The sequence below is a fragment of the Nitrospirae bacterium CG2_30_53_67 genome (genome assembly GCA_001873285.1).
Lineage (GTDB): Bacteria > CG2-30-53-67 > CG2-30-53-67 > CG2-30-53-67 > CG2-30-53-67 > CG2-30-53-67.
The window spans coordinates 1-17819 of record MNYV01000084.1; the positions used below are offsets into that span (position 1 = coordinate 1).

Sequence of the window (17819 nt, forward strand, 5' to 3'; positions counted from 1 at the left end):
ACCGATGGTCCCAATGTTCACATGAGGCTTCGTCCGTTCAAATTTAGCCTTCGCCATGGATCTCCCTCCTTTTCTGAGAAACGAATTTCAAATTCACTGTATCTGGAGCCCACGACCGGGATCGAACCGGTGAACCTCATCCTTACCAAGGATGCGCTCTACCGACTGAGCTACGTGGGCGCTCCGCAAAGAATCTCAAATTTGAAATTTGAGATTTGAAATTATCCATGGAGCGGGAGACGGGATTCGAACCCGCGACCCTCAGCTTGGAAGGCTGACGCTCTACCCCTGAGCTACTCCCGCACCCTCGAAAATCTCAAATTTGAAATTTGAGATTTGAAATGAAACTCAAGGCAGGAAAACCAGACCCTCGACAGCCTGAGTGAGCCCTCCCTTTTCCCATTTCAAATTTGAAATTTGAAATTCCGGTTTCGCTCCGCGAAACCGGTGGTGGGGAGGGGAGGATTCGAACCTCCGTAGGCTTCGCCGACAGATTTACAGTCTGTTCCCTTTGGCCGCTCGGGAACCTCCCCAAAAAAACAAGCCCCTCATCCATGATGGAAGCCGTCAGCCTGCTCTCCCAATCCCGATTCCAAGATGCTCTCTACTTCTTCAATGCATGGAGCCGATGGCCGGAATCGAACCGACAACCTACTGATTACAAATCAGTTGCTCTACCGATTGAGCTACATCGGCGAAGAGATTTTCCTCAACCGATGGAAATGAAATAGAAATCAGAACTGTCTGATGATATGGACAGATCCGAAGTGCATCAAAAGTAAAATGTTAAAATAGATTATTTTATTTATAATTTCAAGTAAAAAATTACTTTTCATCATTTATTTTTGTTTCCCGCGCCTTTTGCGCACGACCTCATACAGGAGCAGGGACGCCGCAACCGAAAGATTCAAGGATTCCGCCCCCCCTTTCATGGGGATCGAAACCATCCGGTCACAGGTCTCTTCAACCAGCCTGCGAAGGCCCCTCTCGCCGCCTATAACCAAGGCAATGGGGCCGGAAAAATCCATATCCATATAGCATTCCCTGGACTGGGCGCAGGCCCCGATCATCCATATCCCTTTGTTTTTCAAGGACTCCATGGCCCTCACCAGGTTTGTGACCCTGGCCACGGGAACTTTCTCAAGGGCCCCGGCAGACCGTTTGAAGGCCACCGCTCCGAGAGGAGCCGTCCCCCGGTTCTGCACAATAACCCCATGGACTCCGGCGGCCGCAGCTGACCGGATCACGGCCCCCAGATTACCGGGGTCCTCCACATGATCCAGAATCAGAAAAAACGGGTCTTCTCCTTCCCTTAAAGGGATATTTAACAGATCATTTAGCGAATATGTGTCTTTTTTGCTGCATAGGGCAACTACTCCCTGGTGGTGTCCCGCCTGGACCCGTTCATCCATGCGGCTCTTCTCCTCGAAACAGAGTTCAATTTGGTTTTTCTTTGCTGCATGAATGATCTTCTGCAGCCTTGGATTCTTTGCCCCGCGCTGGATCCAGATCCGCTCGACAGACCGGCCCCGCGAGCAGAGGACCTCTTCCACAGGATGAATGCCATAAATATAGTCCGACATCTAACGATTCCACTCCCAGTCCATGGACCCGTCAGGGAGATCTTTCAAAATGACGCCTTGATCGGCAAGCTCTTTACGAATCCGGTCGGCCTCGGCCCAGTCCTTGCGCTTTCTTGCCTCAGATCTCAGGGCGATTTTCTTCCGGATCTCTTCGAGATCCTGGGCCGGCCGGTCCTCCGTCCCCTTCAGGACCTGTTCCGGCCTCTCCTGAAAGAGGCCCAGGACGGATCCGATGACTTTGATATGATCCTGAAAACTTTTCAGGATCGATACAACCGCTTGATCCCTGTCCAGGCCGATGTCATTCAGGAATCCATTCAGTGTCCGAACCGCCTCAAAAATGCTCCCTATGGCCCGGGCCGTATTAAAATCATCATCCATGGCCTCTTCAAAACGGGGAATCATCTTGTGAACCTGAGCGGCAACTGACGGATACCCTTCGGCCTGATCCGATGCGATAGGCTTCGCCTCTCTTCCCATGCGCCTCTCCACCTCATAGAGGAGATGATAGACCCTGCGCCGGGCCCGTTCCGCATCCTCGAGGTTCTGGTCCGAGAAATCAATGGGGCTCCGGTAATGTGTGGAAAGAAGAAAAAACCGAACGGCTTCGGGTGTAAACCGTGCAAGCACCTCTTTAATCGTAAAGAAATTCCCCAAGGACTTGGACATCTTCTCCTGATTGATGTTGACAAACCCGTTGTGGAGCCAGTAATGGACAAAAGGCCTCCCCGTGGCCGCCTCGCTCTGGGCGATTTCATTCTCGTGATGCGGGAAGATCAGGTCTTTGCCGCCGCCGTGGATGTCGATGGTCTCCCCCAGCAGGGCAAGATTCATGGCCGAGCACTCAATATGCCACCCCGGACGCCCCGGTCCCCACGGGCTCTCCCATGTGGGCTCCCCAGGCTTGGATGCCTTCCAGAGCACGAAATCCAGAGGGTTTTTCTTCTTCTCATCCACTTCCACCCGGGCGCCCGCCAGGAGGTCTTCGAGCTTCCTCCCGGAGAGTTTCCCGTATCCCTCGAAGCGGTCCACGGAAAAAAGGACATCCCCGCCGGACTCATAGGCATAGCCTTTTTCCATCAGACGCCGGGTCAGGTCCACGATCTCCTTGATGTGATCCGTGGCTTTGGGTTCAAGATCCGCCCGCTCCACGCCCAGGGCTTCCATATCCTTCTGATATTCCAGGATATAACGCTCGGCGATCTCCTCCCAAGATACCCCCTGTTCCCTGGCCCGGTTGATGATCTTGTCGTCCACGTCCGTAAAATTCCGGACATACGTCACCTTCCACCCTTTGAAGGTCAGGTAGCGGCGGATCATATCGAAGACCACCGCCCCTCGGGCATGTCCGATATGGCTGTGATCGTAAACCGTCACCCCGCAGGCATACATCCCCACTTTCCCCGGACGGATCGGGACAAATTCCTCCTTGGTGTCGCCCAAGGTGTTAAAGACACGAAGCATCTTTTCTTTTCCCCTCCCTCTCTTTCAAAAACCCCTGAGGATTCTCAGAATTTGCGCGCTAAGCGGTCCTGTTCGTAAATAGGGTGACGTACCGACTTGTACTCGGTTTACCGGTAGAGGGTCGTAGGGCGGGCGCATCCCCGCGCGCGACTGAGGCGTACCCCTCTGGTACACCGCAAGGAGCGGAACGCCGATGAGCCCGCCCTACGGCACTCGAATGCCATCGTATTTACGAATAGGGCCATTAAGCTATATGAGCTTTTGCTATGCCGCCCATCTTGGGGAATTTTTACGAGTCCATCATCCTTTATCTTCATTCACTTCCCCGAGGACATTGATCCGGTGGGCCATGGCGCCGGCGCCGAAGCCGTTGTCGATGTTCACGGTGGCCAGGCCCGAGGCGCAGGAGTTGAGCATCGACAGCAAGGCTGCAATGCCGCCGAAGCTCGCGCCATACCCCACGCTCGTGGGAACGGCGATCACGGGCTTGTCCACCAGCCCCCCCACCACGCTGGCCAGCGCCCCTTCCATCCCGGCCACGACCACGAGGACCCTGGCCTCCAGGATCTTCTCCTTCTGGTCAAAGAGCCGGTGGATCCCGGAGACGCCCACGTCGTAGAGGGTCTCGACCCGGCTCCCCAGAACCTCAGCGGTCACCGCCGCCTCCTCGGCCACGGGGATATCCGAGGTCCCGGCCGAGAGGATCAGGATCTTTCCCCGGGTCGGCGTTTTCTTCTTCAACTGGATGACGACGGCACGCGACCGCTCATGATAGACCGCACGGGAATCCATCCGTTTGATCTTCCTGTAGAGATCGGGGGCTGCCCGGGTGGCCAGGATATCATACTCCTTGGAAAGCATCCTCTCCACGATGGCCTGAACCTGCCCGGCGGTCTTTCCCTCGCAGAAGATCACCTCCGGGGCCCCCTGCCGGAGGCTGCGGTGGTGGTCGATGTGCGCAAACCCCAGACCCTCATAAGGGAGATCCCTGAGCCTCCGCATCCCCTGGGCTATGGTCGTCCTTCCCTTCTGGATTTCCTGGAGGAGCTTTTTCAACTTTTCCTGATCCATGCTTTCTCCTTATTGAACCGGACAGCCGATCCGTCAGTTTTCCCCTGCAACCTCTTTAGCAATGCTTTCCGCATGGGTATTGATCTGTTTGAGGCTGCTGATGACATCCAGGTGAATCGAGCTGGTATCAATGGTCTCCTGAAGTCCGTTATGGAGTCTCTGGATATGGGCTTTTCTGAGATCCGACTCCAGTTTGTCGATTCTGGGAAACTGATGAAGCACCTCCTTGGCTTGCTCCGCGTTCCAGTGAACAAAGGCGCTCACCACCTTCTGAAGATTTGCGTAGATCTGTCCATGCATCAGAATGATATCCTGTTCCCCCCCGCTGGAAAAATGCAGGCCGAAATCAATTTTCTTTCTGGCGAGTTCCATCAGACTCTTGTCGATCAGGTCCCCGACATGCTCTAAGTTATCCACAATATTCAGGAGAGAGATCTCCCGTCTGGACTGGTCTTCGGTCAGGGACCCCTGTGCAACGGAAATCAAATACCGCGTGATGGCATCATCCAGATAGTCAATTTCATTATCCATCTTCTTGATCTCTTCCCGGAGAAAGTCGTCGCCGTTCTGAAAGACAAGGATCGTCTGCCTGAACATCTCCAGGACACGATTTCCCATCCTCTCCGCCTCCTTGCCGGCCTGCCCCAGGGCGATCTCAGGCGTATCCAGGACCTGCTCGTCCAGATAACGGACCTCAAAGGTCCGTTCCAGTTCAGGAACGATGGGGATCATAAAGGTGATTATTTTTCGGAAGGGGACGGTAAAGGGGAGAAAGATCATGGTGTTCAGCACCTTGAAGAGCATATGCCCGTTGGCGATCTGCCTGGAAATGCCCGCGGCAAAAGGATCGGACATCCAAAGGATCGCCTCACGGAAAAGATCCATGAAGGGATAGACCAGGAGGGCGCCGATCAGATTAAAAAGGAGATGGGCCACGGCCACACGCTTCCCCTCACGGGATGATCCGAGACTGGAGAGGATCGCCGTGCTGCACGTGCCGATGTCCGCCCCGAGAAGAATGGGAATGGCCGCGGGGAGGTCCATCATCCCCTGGCTGGCCAGGACCATGGAGATCCCGATGGCGGCGGCGCTGCTATGAATGATGCCGGTGAAAACGGCGGATATGGCGATGGCGACGATCGGATAGGCCTCCATGGAGACCAGGCTGTTCAGAAATAAGGGGTAGGAACGGAGCGGTTCGGTGGAATCCATCAGGACCTTGATCCCCAGGAAGATCAGACCGAAACCGAGGAGGGACTGCCCCAGATACTGTACGATCCGGTTCCGCTTGAAGACCAGGAGCATCACCCCGATCCCGACGAGCAGGAGGGAATAATTCGAGACATTAAAGGCAATCAACTGGACCGTGAAGGTGGTCCCGATGTTGGCGCCGTAGACGACCCCGATGGCCTGTGACAGGGTCATGAGCGAGGCGTTGACGAACCCGACCAGCATGACCGTGGTGGCGCTCGAAGACTGGATGGTCGCGGTCATGAGGGCGCCGATCACGGTCCCTTTGATCGGCGTATTGGTCAAGGTGCCCAGGATATTGCGGAGCCTTCGTCCTGCGACCTTCTGCAGTCCCCAGCCCACGGTCTTCATCCCGTAGATGAAAAGCCCTACCCCGCCGAAGAGACCGATGCAGATACGCAGGAACGCGCCTGGTGTCATGACTTCCAATCAACCCCCTGTCTGCCGCCGGGAGACTCCTGCTCCTCCTTCGGACCCCGGCTCATGAGCTCATGCACGGCATCCTTGGGACTCGCCCCTTGATAAAGGATCCGATAGACCTGGTGAGTGATCGGCATCTCCACGTTGTGCCTTTTTGAAAGGTCATGCACGGACCGGGTGGTCCGGACCCCTTCGGCTACGGTCTTTTCGTTTTCAAGAATCTCCTTCAGGGGCTCCCCCTGTCCGAGTCTGAGTCCGACACTCCGGTTCCTGCTCAGATCCCCGGTGCAGGTCAGGACCAGGTCTCCCATTCCGGCGAGGCCCATAAAGGTCATGGGAGAAGCCCCCATGGCCGTGCCCAGGCGGGACATCTCCATGAGCCCTCGGGTAATGAGCGCCGCACGGGCGTCGTAACCGAAGCCGATGCCGTCGCTGATGCCGGCGGCAATGGCCATGACATTCTTGACGGCCCCTCCCAGTTCCACACCCATCACATCCGGGGTGATATAGACGCGGAAATAGGAAGCGGCAAAAAAGGACTGCATTCCCAGGGCCACCTCTTTGTTCCGGCACGCGAGAGTGACCGCGGTAGGGAGTTCCCGGGCCACCTCCAGGGCAAAACTCGGTCCGGAGAGATAGGCGAAATTCCCTTCAGGGATATGGGTCAGGATTTCCGGGAGGATCTCGGAGACGGTCATGAGCGTATGGTTTTCAATCCCCTTGGCCGCGCTGAGCACCACCGAATGCTCCGGTATGAAGGGAAGAAAGCATTCGGCGACCCTGCGTATGACATGGGACGGGGTGACGAACAAGAAGATCCGGCAGTCCCTGGATACCTCCTCACAGGAAGAGGATGGGAGGATCCTCTCTGAAAGAGGGATATCCGGAAGATAGACCCGGTTTATTCGCGTCTCTCTGATCTCCTCGGCCAGGTCTTCTTCAAAGACCCAGAGGGAGACCGGATGCCCTTTCTTAGCCAGAAGATTCGCAAGTACGGTCCCCCATGCACCGGCCCCGATCACGGCAACACGCTCTTTCATGATCCCCGCCTATTGAATAAATGGAGTCTGTGGGGCTGCATTCTTTTTAATTCTCCTCCCATCTATTGGTTAAAAAGGGGTCGAGGATTCCAGGGTTACCCTTCAGGAAACGGATCATGGCCTCATGGCTCTCCACAGGTCTCTCCAGAGTCGGGCAGTGGCCCGCATCCTTGATCCAGACCTGACGCGCCCCTAAAATCTTCGAAGCGGTCAGGGAAAATTCCGAAGGCCGGACGATCCCATCCTCTTGAGTCCCCATGATCAGGACAGGGACGGAAACCTCCTGAAGGCGCGGAGTCAGATCGGTCCCGAGCACGGCCTCGGCATGGCTCTTCAGTACGGAATAAGGGGCCTTGCCCGCGTCTTCCGTAAACAGGGGATCCAGGACAAAATAGTATCTTTTTATTCTTCTGAGAGCCCGCAGGATCCAGGGAATACTGAGCGCGATCTTGACAAGCGCAATCCCCAGGGGAGTCGCGCCGATCCGGCCCCTGCCGTGCAGGGCCCGTCTCCCGGAGACAGGAGTATTGATCAGGATCAGTTTCCCGATCCGATCCGGAGACCGAAGAGCGGCGATCAAGGCAATCATTCCGCCCATGGAATGCCCGATCAGGTCGAACTCTCGGACTCCGAGCGCATCGCTGATGCCGAGAATCATCTCGGCATGGCCTTCCAGGGAATACGCGATGACGGGCTTGTCCGAATCACCGAACCCGAGCAGATCCGGGGCGATCGCCCGCCCGTACCCGGAGAGCGACAGGAAGGTCTCCCGCCAGAAACCGGATGCGCCTGCCAGTCCATGGATCAGAACAACGGCCCTGCCGCTCCCTTGCTCACGGTAATGAATGCGATGTCCCTGAATCGTGATCTCAGGCACAGAACGACCCAGCCCAGGCTATCCCCCGATTCCGGACATGGTACGATCGAGATGAGGGATCTTTTTGAAATCAACTTTATGACCGGCAGGCTTGTTTTTCAGGGCCTCTTTAAACAAAAGGCTGAGGCCCTCATCGATCTCTTTTTCATTGCGCCCGCTCCGGAGAACCGGCTTGAGATGGATTTCCCGGTCGGAGAAGAGACAGCTTCTGATCCTTCCGTCAGCGGTCAGCCGCAAGCGGTTGCAGGTATCGCAAAAATGGCTGCTGATGGGGCTGATGAAGCCCACGGAACCGCACGCCCCGGCAATCCGGTATCTCTTGGCCGGGCCGTCATTGATATGAGACGGAAGCGGCGAGATCTCGGCGCATTCCGCCACCCGGGCGATGATCTCAGCGGTCGGCATATAATAATTCATCTGATAGGGACCGGCGCCGGCCGGCATAAATTCAATGAACCGGATATGATAAGGTTTCTCCACGGCCAGACGGACAAAGGCTGGAATCTCATGGTCGTTTATCCCCCTCAGGACCACCATATTCAGTTTAATCGGAGCCAAGCCCGCGGCCTCCGCGGCATGGATCCCGGACCATACATCCTCAATCGCGCCCCTGCGAGTGATCTTCCTGAACATCACGGGATCGAGGGTGTCAAGACTGACATTGACTCGGCGGACTCCGGCCTCAAAAAGCGGGCGAGCATAATCCCTGAGCAGAATCCCGTTGGTGGTGAGACTGATATCCGCCAGGCCCGGGATGCGGTACAAGAGCTTAACCAGATCCACCACGCCTCTTCGGATCAGGGGTTCTCCGCCGGTGATCCGTATCTTCGTAATCCCGTTTCGAACGGCGTATTCTGCGACCCTGACAATTTCTTCATAAGTCAGGATCTCTCCATGCGGGAGAACGCTCACCCCCTGCTCAGGCATGCAATAAAGGCAGCGAAGATTGCAGCGGTCGATCACCGAGATCCTGAGATAGTTAATCCGACGATGATACAGATCAAATAATGCCATGACACGTCCCAAATCTAAGCAGGGTTCGAGGATTCAAGGGGTCCAGGGTTCAAGTGTTTTCGCCCCAAGGTTTATCCCTTCCTTGCACTTGACCCCTTAAACCCTCGGCCCCTCGACCCCTTTTGTTCTTAGTTTTCCCGCACCTTGGTTTGATACTCTGGCTTCAACATGTACTTGTTGCTGACATATCCGAAAACGGGAACCGTAACGATTCTCTGGGTGGAATTGTTTTTGACCTGGAGATACCCCTGAAAGATCCCTGAACGGTTCTCAGGAGCGGCCACCACCTTGACCTTGATGGATTCTTTCGGCTTGATCGTCTTTTTCCGGCCCGGGTCATCCCCGCCTGCCGACACGCCGCTTCGTCCCACATATTCCTCGATGACCAGGTCCGCGGTCCCTGTGTTGGTGATGGTAATTTCATCAGTAGTGGACCCGCCCGGTTCCACCACGCCGATGTCCAGAGTCATGGGGTCCACCTGAACCTGCGGCTGGTCGCCAAGATCCACCTTGCCGGTGAGCCTGACCTCGGCATTGGGCTTTTCCGGGTCATTAGAGACAATCGTCACGGTCTTGGTCTGCGGGCCGCTCCGCCCGCCGGTGTTAAAGGTCACCTTGATGGTTCCCTGCTTTTTCGGAGGGATGGTCTTATCCGAGGTCACTGCGGCCGTGCACCCGCAAGAAGTTCTCAGATCGGTAATGACCAGATCGGCATCTCCCGTATTCTTGAACTTGAACTCGTGTATCACCTCTTTCCCCTGTTTGGCCGTGCCGAAATCAAACCCTTCCTCTTCCAGAAGGATCTTCGGGCCGGAAGCCCGAGCAGATTGAACACCGATCAAAAGGACGATTGAGCATAAAATGAAGAGGCGATAAAATCGTTTCATGACGGTTTCAGCTCCTTTCTTCAAATCTTCCAAATAATCCGATAAAGACAAATTGCACGTTTTTTAAGTATAGAAATCTCAGGTAGTCCTGTCAACTAAATATTCAAAACACTAAATATTCAAAACCAGTTGCGCAAATGCATCCGATCTGCTATCTTTCCCCCCGTCTCTCGTCAGCAAGGCTCCTGGAGGTTACGGTTTTGCCCTTTGATTACTACAAACGGCTTCCCCGCTCACAACAGCGCATCTATCTCAAAAGCGACCGGATCTCTGCCATTCTGATCCCGGACCATGAAACATTATACCCTCTGGTCCGCTACCTTGAAAAGGCCCTCGCTGCTGGAAACCGCCCCCTGACCCGGAAGGCGGCACAGCATCTGGTTACAGGCATCATCGGATCCTTGAAAACCCGCCCCCTCAAGGTCAGGGTTCTGGAGAGAAGACCTTCCAATGCAAGAGAGGAACTTCACGGCCTCTATCAACCCGGCCGGCAGGGAGAATCCGACCAGATCACCCTGTGGATGAAAACGGCCAGGAAAGAGCAGGTCGTCGCCTTCAAGACGTTTCTGAGGATTCTTCTTCATGAACTCTGCCATCATCTGGACTATGAGTTTCTGGGGCTTAAGGAGACCTTTCATACAGAAGGGTTTTTCAAGCGGGAATCGAGCCTCTTCCATCAGGTCATGCGCGAAGGAAAAAACCCTTCAAAAAAATAACGTTGTTCACTGGTTCACTGGGGAGACCCTAAAATGAACCCATCAACAACGTCCCCCCGAGTGTGAGACCTGAAAATATTCCCGTTGACTCCAAATGTCGAGAAGATGACCCTCGGAGAGGCAGCGGATTAAATATCAAATTAGCAAAGTCTGGCCCTCTGAGGCTCCACCCTCTGAGGCTCCAATTTTCCCCGGTTAGTGCCGTTACCCACTATGTCAAACTATGCAGAATATGGTGCCCGGGGCCGGAATTGAACCGGCACGGAGCTAAGCTCCAAGGGATTTTAAGTCCCTTGTGTCTACCAATTCCACCACCCGGGCATGAGGCCGGAATCTTCTGGCAGGGAAACGGGATACATTGGAGGCGGCGACCGGATTCGAACCGATGGATGAAGGTTTTGCAGACCTCTGCCTTACCACTTGGCTACGCCGCCATATAAATGAATTAAAGAGCAGGCAAATGCCTGCTCTTTAATTCATTTATAATTGGAGCGGGAAACGGGATTTGAACCCGCGACCCTCGCCTTGGCAAGGCGATGCTCTACCACTGAGCTATTCCCGCCTGTCGAACATGCGCCGTACACATCCTTAAAATTAAAAAATTATCAAGAAACAGGAATATTGTCAAACAAAAAATTATGGAAAACCCCTTTTTAATTGACATATTACCCTGTGGGGAGTTATATTGACCAGATTTTAAACATGGAGAGACTCGTTGAAAATCAGGGCCGTGACGGGAGTGAAGGATATCCTCCCTGAAGAGATATGGAAATGGCAATTCATTGAAGAGGTTTCTCGGGAAACCCTTGAGGAATATAGTTTTTCAGAGATAAGGGTCCCTCTTTTGGAATATACCGAACTTTTTTCGCGGAGCATCGGCCAGACATCGGATATCGTTGAAAAAGAGATGTACACCTTCGAAGACAGCAAGGGTGTAAATATTTCGCTTCGACCGGAAGGGACGGCCGGTGTGGTCCGGGCCTGCATCGAGCACCATCTCCTCTCCCCCTCGTCCATGGGGAAGTTCTACTATATGGGGGCCATGTTCAGGCACGAACGTCCTCAAAAGGGAAGATACCGGCAATTCTTCCAGATCGGGGCCGAGGCGTTGGGTTCAGGAGAGCCTGAGCTCGATGCGGAGATTCTCTCCATGCTCCACCTCCTGATGCACCGGCTCGGCATCAAGGACACGGTCCTTGAGATCAATTCCCTGGGTTGCAGGGCATGCAGACCGGAATACCGAAAAGCGCTCAGGGATTTTCTCAAAACGAAACTGGACCTCTTATGCAGCGACTGCCGCAGACGGTTTGATGCAAACCCGCTTCGAGCGCTCGACTGCAAAAACCCTGCATGCAAGGACGCTACCGTGAACGCACCGCAAGGGATGACCCATCTCTGCCCGTCGTGCATGGATCACTTTGAATCCGTCAAAGCGCTTCTCACGGAACTGGGGATCCCCTTTGAGATCAACGGCCGCCTGGTCCGCGGGCTTGATTACTATACCCGGACCACGTTTGAGATGACAACGGACAAGCTGGGCACACAGAATGCGGTGGCGGCCGGAGGCCGGTACGACGGCCTTGTGGAAGAACTCGGCGGCCCGTCCCTGCCCGGGATCGGGTTTGCCCTGGGCATGGAACGGATGGCGGCTCTGCTGCCCGAAAATATGGAGCGGCCTGCCAAGATCGACATTTTAATCGCCCCGCTCGGGGCTGAAGCAAGGCGACAGGCCCTGTTGCTGCTGTACAATCTGAGGGACCGCGGAATCCGAGCGGAAACCGAATTCCGAGAAAAAAGCCTCAAAAGCCAGATGCGCCAGGCGGACAAAATCGGAGTGGATTTTGTGGGAATCCTCGGAGAGAATGAGTTGACCCGAGGCGTGCTTCTCCTGCGGGATATGCGGAGCAAGGAGCAGACGGAAGTCCCGCTGAACAAAGCGGTAGAGGAACTGTGTCAACGAATTTCTCTGAAGGAGAAGGGAGAATCCTTTCCCGGCCACGTTAAAAAACCTGAGAGATAGGGTAGCCGACCGTACCATGAAGAGACTTAAACGAAACAGGCATTGCGGCGAAATCGGATTATCCGATTTGGGTCAGGAGGTGACCCTCGCCGGCTGGGTGCAGAGGAGACGGGACCACGGGGGGCTGATCTTCGTGGACCTCAGGGACCGGTCCGGAATCAGCCAGATTGTCTTCAGTCCGGAGGTCTCAAACGAGGCCCACCAACTCGCCCACGAATTAAGGAGCGAGTACGTGATCCAGGTGAAGGGTACGGTCCGCAAACGGCCCGAGGGAATGACCAACGAAAAGATCGGAACCGGCGGGATCGAGGTCTATGTGAACCGGCTTGAGATCCTGAACACAAGTCTCACGCCTCCGTTCATGATCGAGGATGATATCGATATCTCTGAAAACATCCGCCTTAAATACCGGTATCTCGACCTGAGAAGGAAACCCATGCAGGAGGCTTTGATCCTGCGTCATCAGATCTACAGGGCTGCCCGGGAGTATCTGAACGCCGAAGGCTTCCTGGAAATCGAAACGCCGATCCTCACCAAATCCACACCGGAAGGGGCCAGGGATTACCTGGTCCCGAGCCGCGTGAATCCGGGCCATTTTTATGCCCTTCCTCAGTCCCCCCAGCTCTTCAAACAGATCCTGATGATCGCCGGCCTGGAACGTTACTACCAGATCGTGCGGTGCTTCCGGGATGAAGACCTCCGCGCGGACCGCCAGCCTGAATTTACTCAAATCGACATGGAACTTTCCTTCATTGATGAAGAAGATATCATGTCCATCGCCGAGGGGATGATCTCTCGGATCTTTCAGGAGACCCGAGGCCTGTCACTTAAAACACCTTTTCCGAGACTCCTTTACTCTGAGGCCCTGGACCGGTTCGGTCTGGACAAGCCGGATACCCGCTTTGACTTGGAGCTCAAGGATATCTCGGACCTGGCCTCGGAGTCCGGATTCAAGGTCTTCAAGGATGCCGCGGCCTCAGGCGGCACGGTGCGAGGCATCAGGCTCCCCGGTTGCGCGGCCTATTCCAGGAAGGAGATTGATGATCTGACGGAAGCCGTCAAGATCTTCGGGGCCAAAGGGCTGGCCTGGTTCAAGGTCGCAGAACAAGGGCTCCAATCGTCCATCACCAAGTTCTTTGAACCGGCCCTGCTTCAGAAGATATCGGACCGGCTCGAAGGCAAAGCCGGGGACCTTCTGGTCTTTGTGGCCGACCGGCCGGGCGTGGTCTTTGAGTCTCTCGGCAATCTCCGGAACAAAATGGCAAAGCAGATGAACCTGATCGATCCATCCAGACATAACTTCCTATGGGTCACGGATTTCCCGCTCCTGGAATGGGACGAAAACGAGAAGCGTTTTGCAGCCATGCACCACCCCTTTACCTCACCGTGCGAGGCCGACCTCTCCCTTCTGCAATCCGACCCTAAGAAGGTCCGAGCGAGGGCCTATGATCTGGTTTTGAACGGTTCTGAGATCGGGGGAGGGAGCATCCGGATCCACCGCAAGGAACTCCAGGAGCAGATGTTCTCTGTGATCGGGATGGAGAAAGAAGAGGCCAGGAACCGCTTCGGCTTTCTCCTGGATGCGCTCGAATACGGGGCGCCGCCTCACGGCGGGATTGCCTTCGGCCTGGACCGGATCGCCATGATCTTAAGCGGCGCTTCGTCGATCCGGGACGTCATCGCCTTTCCAAAGACCCAGAAGGCCACGTGCCTCATGACCGGAGCGCCGTCCACAGTGGATCAAAAACAACTGCGGGAACTGATGATCAGAACAGAAATGGTGGAGTAAAATATATGAAAAAACGAAGACCTCGCCGATTCCAGGTTTTGACCGCCCCGCTGGTCCTTCTATTACTGGCCGGCTGCATCCGATTCCCGGAAAGGGAGATCTCCGATGCCAAGGTCCTGATGGAAGCCGCCAAAAACTCCTGCGCAAAGGTCTATATGCCTGAAGATCTGCAAAAAGGGGAAAAGAAGCTGCTCGCGATCGATGAAGGAACCCGGGAGGAATCCCGGAAGCCTAACCGAGAACTCAAAACCCTGGCCATGGATGTACAGCATATCTCCAAGAAGATGATCAACCAGACCGCACGGATCAAAGACGACCTCTACCATCAAATCCAGCAGGAGATCGTTCTCGCCATAAAGAAGATCCATGAAGGTGAAAAGGCCGAGGCCAACCGGTATGCATTAAAGGAATACCTCATGGCTGTCCAAAGTGTACGGGAGGCAAGGGAATTCTCGCAGGACGAATGCCGTTACAAGGACGCTCTAAAAAAAGCCAGGGAGTCCGTCCGGAATGCGGAAGAGAGCCTTCAGGGGTCCCTCACCTTCAGAAAAGAGCTGGAAAAGAACCTCCCTGTTTACTATATCGTCAAGCCGGGTGAAACCTTGAAAAGCATCGCCAGAAACTCTCCGCTTTACGGGGATGAATCCTACTGGGAAGTGATCTACAAGGCCAACAGGGACCAGATCGCCGACCCCAAGGTCCTCCATCCCGGGCAGCAGATCTATCTCCCGGGGGCTAAAGGAATCGAAAAATACAGGAAGTAGCTCAAGGTCATCTTCTTTTAAATCCGCATTTTTTTTACACTTCCGACGTTTTCATGTTAAAATATTCATAGAGATTGCAGGCGTGGTTTCAGGAGGTGAAGATGGACCCTGTAAGCGGCACATCCATGTTTTCAAGCTGGTTTCCCGGGCTTCCCCCTGTTGCGTTCTTTTTGATGGTCCTCTGCGCCTTTGGGCTGGGCTTTCTCATGAGAAGGCTGGCCAATGCGAATCATCTTGCCCGGGCCAATGCCCTGGAGCAGGACCTCAAAAATTCGGAGAAGCGGATCGCTTCCCTGAAGCAGGGGAAGAATGACCTGGTGTCCGTCATGGAAACCCTGAAGAGACAGAATCGTGAGTTCGGCGCATTCATCTCGATGATCCCGGACTCGGTGGAAAGGCTGAACACCTGCGAAAAGCTCGACGATATCCTGTTGAACCTGGTTCATATCACGGAAAAACTGCTCCAAACGCGGGAGGTCTCGGTTTTTGTCAGAGAGAAAGACCTTCTCGTCATGAAAGCTGCGAGTGATTTACCGCCGGTATCTTCTCCCCCCATGTCTATACGTATGGGCGAAGGAAAGATCGGATGGGTGGCTCAGAAGGGGATCTCCATGACCGATCGTGATCTTCAACAGGAAAGCACCCTGGTGAAGATCAGTCTTTTAAAAACAGATTCGGACCTGGCGACGAAAATCTGTTCCCCGATCGTATATAACGGAACGCTTCTGGGCGTACTCAACATCGGGAATCTTCCAGGCGAGATGGATCAAGGACTTCGGGTTGCCCGGATGATCACGTCGCTCGGTTCCATCGCCATGGGAAATATCCTGCTCAAGGAAGAGGTCCGGAGCGGTTCCGAAAAAGACGGCCTCACCGGACTCTATTCCCTGCAGTATTTCCTCAACGAGCTTCGCAAGGAACTGAGCAAGGCCAGAAGATATAAAAGACCCGTCTCTGTATGCCACTTCAATATGGATTCATTTCAGAAGTACAATGAGATCAACGGTTATCTCGCGGGCGACGAGGCCCTGCGCATGGTCGGCAAAATTCTGAAGGACCATATCCGGGAACAGGATATCGCGGCCCGTTACGGCGGGAAGGAGTTCGTCCTCTTCTGTCCTGAAACACGCAGAGAAGATGCGGTCTTCCTATCCGATAAACTCCGAGAGATCATCTGCAACGCTTCTTTCCCTCAGAAAGACCGTATGTCCGGAGGCAAGCTCACGGTGAGCGGAGGGGTGGCCGGCTACCCTGAGGATGGGGCCGATGAAGCGGAACTGATCGCTTCGGCCGTTCAGGCTACGCAGAAATCCATCAACGGGGGTCGTAACCGTATCAGCCAGGCCGGGGCCGGCAAAGAAAGCGGAAAGTTTACGATCCAGCAGTAAACTCTTTTTTAAAAACTACCTCAAGGTGTGCTGGAACTTGACCGCCTCCTCATAACTCTTCCATAAAGAACTCTTGCGATCGATTTTATCCTGATGCCGTGAAGGGACGCCGTTCTTATTCACCTGATGGCATGCCCCGCACTTCACGGGCCCGTGGGCGCCGTCCTGGTTCAGGAGCGCCGCCTGTTGATACCCGGTGATATCCACCTCGGGATCCACGGGGTAGAGGCCGTGCATGGATTCATGGCACCCCTGGCAGGTGATCCCCGCGTGCCCTTTGGAGTAGCGCATGAGGGCGTACTTGCCCGGCTGGTCTATGGGAAAGGCGCCGCCGCCCATACTCTCGACAAAGGGAGGCTGATGGCAGTCGGCACAGTGGGGCTCGCCGGCTGCGAGCCAGTAATCCCGCCCGTGCGTGGCCGCATCGTAAGAAACAGGCACACCCAAGGTTCCGTCCGGATCCGCATCCTCGATGATGACCGAACGGTCCCCGTCTTCATCGGCTGGAGTGAGGATCGGATTCCCCTGATCGTCCGCATTGATCCTGGCGATGGCCGCGATGCTTTGTCCCGTCCGATCCCAGGAGCGCAAAACACCGGATCCGGTGTCGTCTCCCTGCCTGGGGCTTTTGGGATTGATGTAATCGTCTTTCAGTTCCTGAAGAGAAACGCCTGCGGCCTCGGCTATCCGGTCCAGCGGCTGATCGCGAAGGGTCCGGCCCTTTTGCTGAACCGCATCGCTGAGGTGATCTGCCTTATATAACTCCCGGGAGAGCCGGTTGTGGCAGTTGGTGCAGTACAATCCCTTGTCCGCTCCCCCGCTCTTCATGACCTCTAAAAGAAGGTAATGGCCCACCGCATTGAGATCACTCCTGGTCTCGGCCCCGGACCGGTTCCTCCTCGGGCCGGCATGCGCGTCCCTCCCGGTAAAGCACCCTTTGGAGTCCCGGATGTCGCCCGAGGCGAAGTGATTCTTGCCGTCTTTGGTGATGGGGAAATCGTTCAGGGTCCGGTCACTTCGATGCGATGGATGACAGAGCTGGCATCCCCCGGCAAATCCCTGGCTGTCAGGCAAAGGGTTCTTTCGCTGATGGGCGCTGTGAATGGCCTCGGTCAATGGAGAGATCAGATGATCCGCGCTGGGAAGTCCTGAATGTCCCTTCTGAATATCCTTTGCTTCCATCTCGCCCGCCTTTTTCGAGAAAAACCTTCCGATGATATTGTCTGCATGGCAATCCTGACAGAGAATGGGATCTCTTCCCAGCCGGCTCTGAACCGTGGATCCTTTAGGCCAGTTTCCCAGGAAGTTGGTCCCGTGATGGTCATCATGAATTTCCAGGATCGAGACGGCTGCGGCCTTGAGTTCGGCAAACCAGTCCCCGGATCCGTGCACCTCCTTCCAGAAATCATATTCCTCTTTATACTTGTTATACTTTTGCCCATTGGCCTTTTCGTTTGAATGACAGCGCGCACAGTTAGGAATATCAATGGGGTTGACCCCGAAGAACCGGACCATCTTCCCCGACGAATCAATCA

At 54.9% G+C, this 17819-nt stretch carries 14 protein-coding genes and 7 tRNA genes; 5 read left to right on the top strand and 16 right to left on the bottom strand.

Annotated elements, in window-relative coordinates:
- Positions 1-103 precede the first annotated feature (103 nt).
- From AUK29_05205 to AUK29_05260, 12 genes are all read right to left on the bottom strand, one after another.
- Positions 104-180 (bottom strand) — tRNA-Thr (locus tag AUK29_05205).
- A gap of 48 nt (positions 181-228) precedes the next feature.
- Positions 229-303 (bottom strand) — tRNA-Gly (locus tag AUK29_05210).
- Between the two features lie 145 nt (positions 304-448).
- Positions 449-533: transfer RNA gene (locus AUK29_05215), tRNA-Tyr, on the bottom strand.
- A gap of 87 nt (positions 534-620) precedes the next feature.
- A tRNA-Thr gene (locus AUK29_05220) sits at positions 621-696 on the bottom strand.
- 143 nt (positions 697-839) lie between these two features.
- Positions 840-1583 carry a 23S rRNA (guanosine(2251)-2'-O)-methyltransferase RlmB gene (locus tag AUK29_05225; GenBank protein OIP64152.1) on the bottom strand — a complete coding sequence of 248 codons (744 nt, stop codon included), beginning with the start codon at positions 1581-1583 and terminating at the stop codon, positions 840-842.
- Positions 1584-3047, bottom strand: a complete 1464-nt coding sequence (locus tag AUK29_05230) for a cysteine--tRNA ligase (protein ID OIP64153.1) — start codon at positions 3045-3047, stop codon at positions 1584-1586.
- 300 nt (positions 3048-3347) lie between these two features.
- The gene (locus tag AUK29_05235; GenBank protein OIP64154.1) at positions 3348-4118 is read right to left on the bottom strand and encodes a 1-(5-phosphoribosyl)-5-amino-4-imidazole-carboxylate carboxylase; all 771 of its coding nucleotides are present in this window, start codon (positions 4116-4118) and stop codon (positions 3348-3350) included.
- Between the two features lie 33 nt (positions 4119-4151).
- A complete protein-coding gene (locus tag AUK29_05240) occupies positions 4152-5789 on the bottom strand; it encodes a hypothetical protein (GenBank protein ID OIP64155.1) in 1638 nt (545 codons plus the stop codon).
- Entirely contained in the window at positions 5786-6829 is a 1044-nt protein-coding gene (locus tag AUK29_05245; protein ID OIP64156.1) for a glycerol-3-phosphate dehydrogenase, read from the bottom strand. Before AUK29_05245 ends, AUK29_05240 begins: the two co-directional genes overlap by 4 nt.
- 46 nt (positions 6830-6875) lie before the next feature.
- Entirely contained in the window at positions 6876-7706 is an 831-nt protein-coding gene (locus AUK29_05250) for a hypothetical protein (protein ID OIP64157.1), read from the bottom strand.
- An 18-nt stretch (positions 7707-7724) separates the two neighbouring features.
- Positions 7725-8720, bottom strand: coding sequence for a cyclic pyranopterin phosphate synthase MoaA (locus tag AUK29_05255; GenBank protein OIP64158.1), 996 nt, complete (start codon positions 8718-8720; stop codon positions 7725-7727).
- Positions 8721-8848: 128 nt separating this feature from the next.
- A complete protein-coding gene (locus AUK29_05260; protein ID OIP64159.1) occupies positions 8849-9607 on the bottom strand; it encodes a hypothetical protein in 759 nt (252 codons plus the stop codon).
- A gap of 200 nt (positions 9608-9807) precedes the next feature.
- Here AUK29_05260 and AUK29_05265 point away from each other — a divergent pair, with 200 nt between their 5' ends.
- A complete protein-coding gene (locus tag AUK29_05265) occupies positions 9808-10323 on the top strand; it encodes a hypothetical protein (GenBank protein OIP64160.1) in 516 nt (171 codons plus the stop codon).
- Positions 10324-10556: 233 nt separating this feature from the next.
- Here AUK29_05265 and AUK29_05270 read toward each other — a convergent pair.
- From AUK29_05270 to AUK29_05280, 3 genes are all read right to left on the bottom strand, one after another.
- Positions 10557-10644 (bottom strand) — tRNA-Leu (locus AUK29_05270).
- 38 nt (positions 10645-10682) lie between these two features.
- Positions 10683-10757: transfer RNA gene (locus AUK29_05275), tRNA-Cys, on the bottom strand.
- Between the two features lie 53 nt (positions 10758-10810).
- Positions 10811-10885: transfer RNA gene (locus tag AUK29_05280), tRNA-Gly, on the bottom strand.
- Positions 10886-11038: 153 nt separating this feature from the next.
- On the opposite strand from AUK29_05280, the gene AUK29_05285 reads away from it, so the two are divergent.
- The 4 genes from AUK29_05285 to AUK29_05300 all read left to right on the top strand — a co-directional run bounded on the left by AUK29_05285 (position 11039) and on the right by AUK29_05300 (position 16284).
- Positions 11039-12343 (top strand): histidine--tRNA ligase, encoded by a 1305-nt coding sequence (locus AUK29_05285; GenBank protein ID OIP64161.1) that lies wholly within the window; start codon positions 11039-11041, stop codon positions 12341-12343.
- A gap of 16 nt (positions 12344-12359) precedes the next feature.
- Entirely contained in the window at positions 12360-14132 is a 1773-nt protein-coding gene (locus AUK29_05290) for an aspartate--tRNA ligase (protein ID OIP64162.1), read from the top strand.
- A gap of 5 nt (positions 14133-14137) precedes the next feature.
- On the top strand, positions 14138-14896 hold the full coding sequence (locus AUK29_05295; protein OIP64163.1) for a hypothetical protein: 759 nt from the start codon (positions 14138-14140) through the stop codon (positions 14894-14896).
- Between the two features lie 101 nt (positions 14897-14997).
- Positions 14998-16284, top strand: a complete 1287-nt coding sequence (locus AUK29_05300; protein ID OIP64164.1) for a hypothetical protein — start codon at positions 14998-15000, stop codon at positions 16282-16284.
- 15 nt (positions 16285-16299) lie between these two features.
- Here the strand turns inward: AUK29_05300 and AUK29_05305 are convergent, their stop codons facing one another.
- Entirely contained in the window at positions 16300-17799 is a 1500-nt protein-coding gene (locus AUK29_05305) for a hypothetical protein (protein OIP64165.1), read from the bottom strand.
- Positions 17800-17819: the final 20 nt, after the last annotated feature.

Bases quoted from the DNA above. Each gene is read 5' to 3' on its own strand.
- AUK29_05225 (OIP64152.1), bottom strand. From the start codon at position 1,583: ATGTCGGACTATATTTATGGCATTCATCCTGTGGAAGAGGTCCTCTGC.
- AUK29_05260 (OIP64159.1), bottom strand. From the start codon at position 9,607: ATGAAACGATTTTATCGCCTCTTCATTTTATGCTCAATCGTCCTTTTG.
- AUK29_05295 (OIP64163.1), top strand. From the start codon at position 14,138: ATGAAAAAACGAAGACCTCGCCGATTCCAGGTTTTGACCGCCCCGCTG.
- AUK29_05245 (OIP64156.1), bottom strand. From the start codon at position 6,829: ATGAAAGAGCGTGTTGCCGTGATCGGGGCCGGTGCATGGGGGACCGTA.
- AUK29_05235 (OIP64154.1), bottom strand. From the start codon at position 4,118: ATGGATCAGGAAAAGTTGAAAAAGCTCCTCCAGGAAATCCAGAAGGGA.
- AUK29_05255 (OIP64158.1), bottom strand. From the start codon at position 8,720: ATGGCATTATTTGATCTGTATCATCGTCGGATTAACTATCTCAGGATC.
- AUK29_05290 (OIP64162.1), top strand. From the start codon at position 12,360: ATGAAGAGACTTAAACGAAACAGGCATTGCGGCGAAATCGGATTATCC.
- AUK29_05230 (OIP64153.1), bottom strand. From the start codon at position 3,047: ATGCTTCGTGTCTTTAACACCTTGGGCGACACCAAGGAGGAATTTGTC.
- AUK29_05305 (OIP64165.1), bottom strand. From the start codon at position 17,799: ATGGTCCGGTTCTTCGGGGTCAACCCCATTGATATTCCTAACTGTGCG.
- AUK29_05300 (OIP64164.1), top strand. From the start codon at position 14,998: ATGGACCCTGTAAGCGGCACATCCATGTTTTCAAGCTGGTTTCCCGGG.
- AUK29_05240 (OIP64155.1), bottom strand. From the start codon at position 5,789: ATGACACCAGGCGCGTTCCTGCGTATCTGCATCGGTCTCTTCGGCGGG.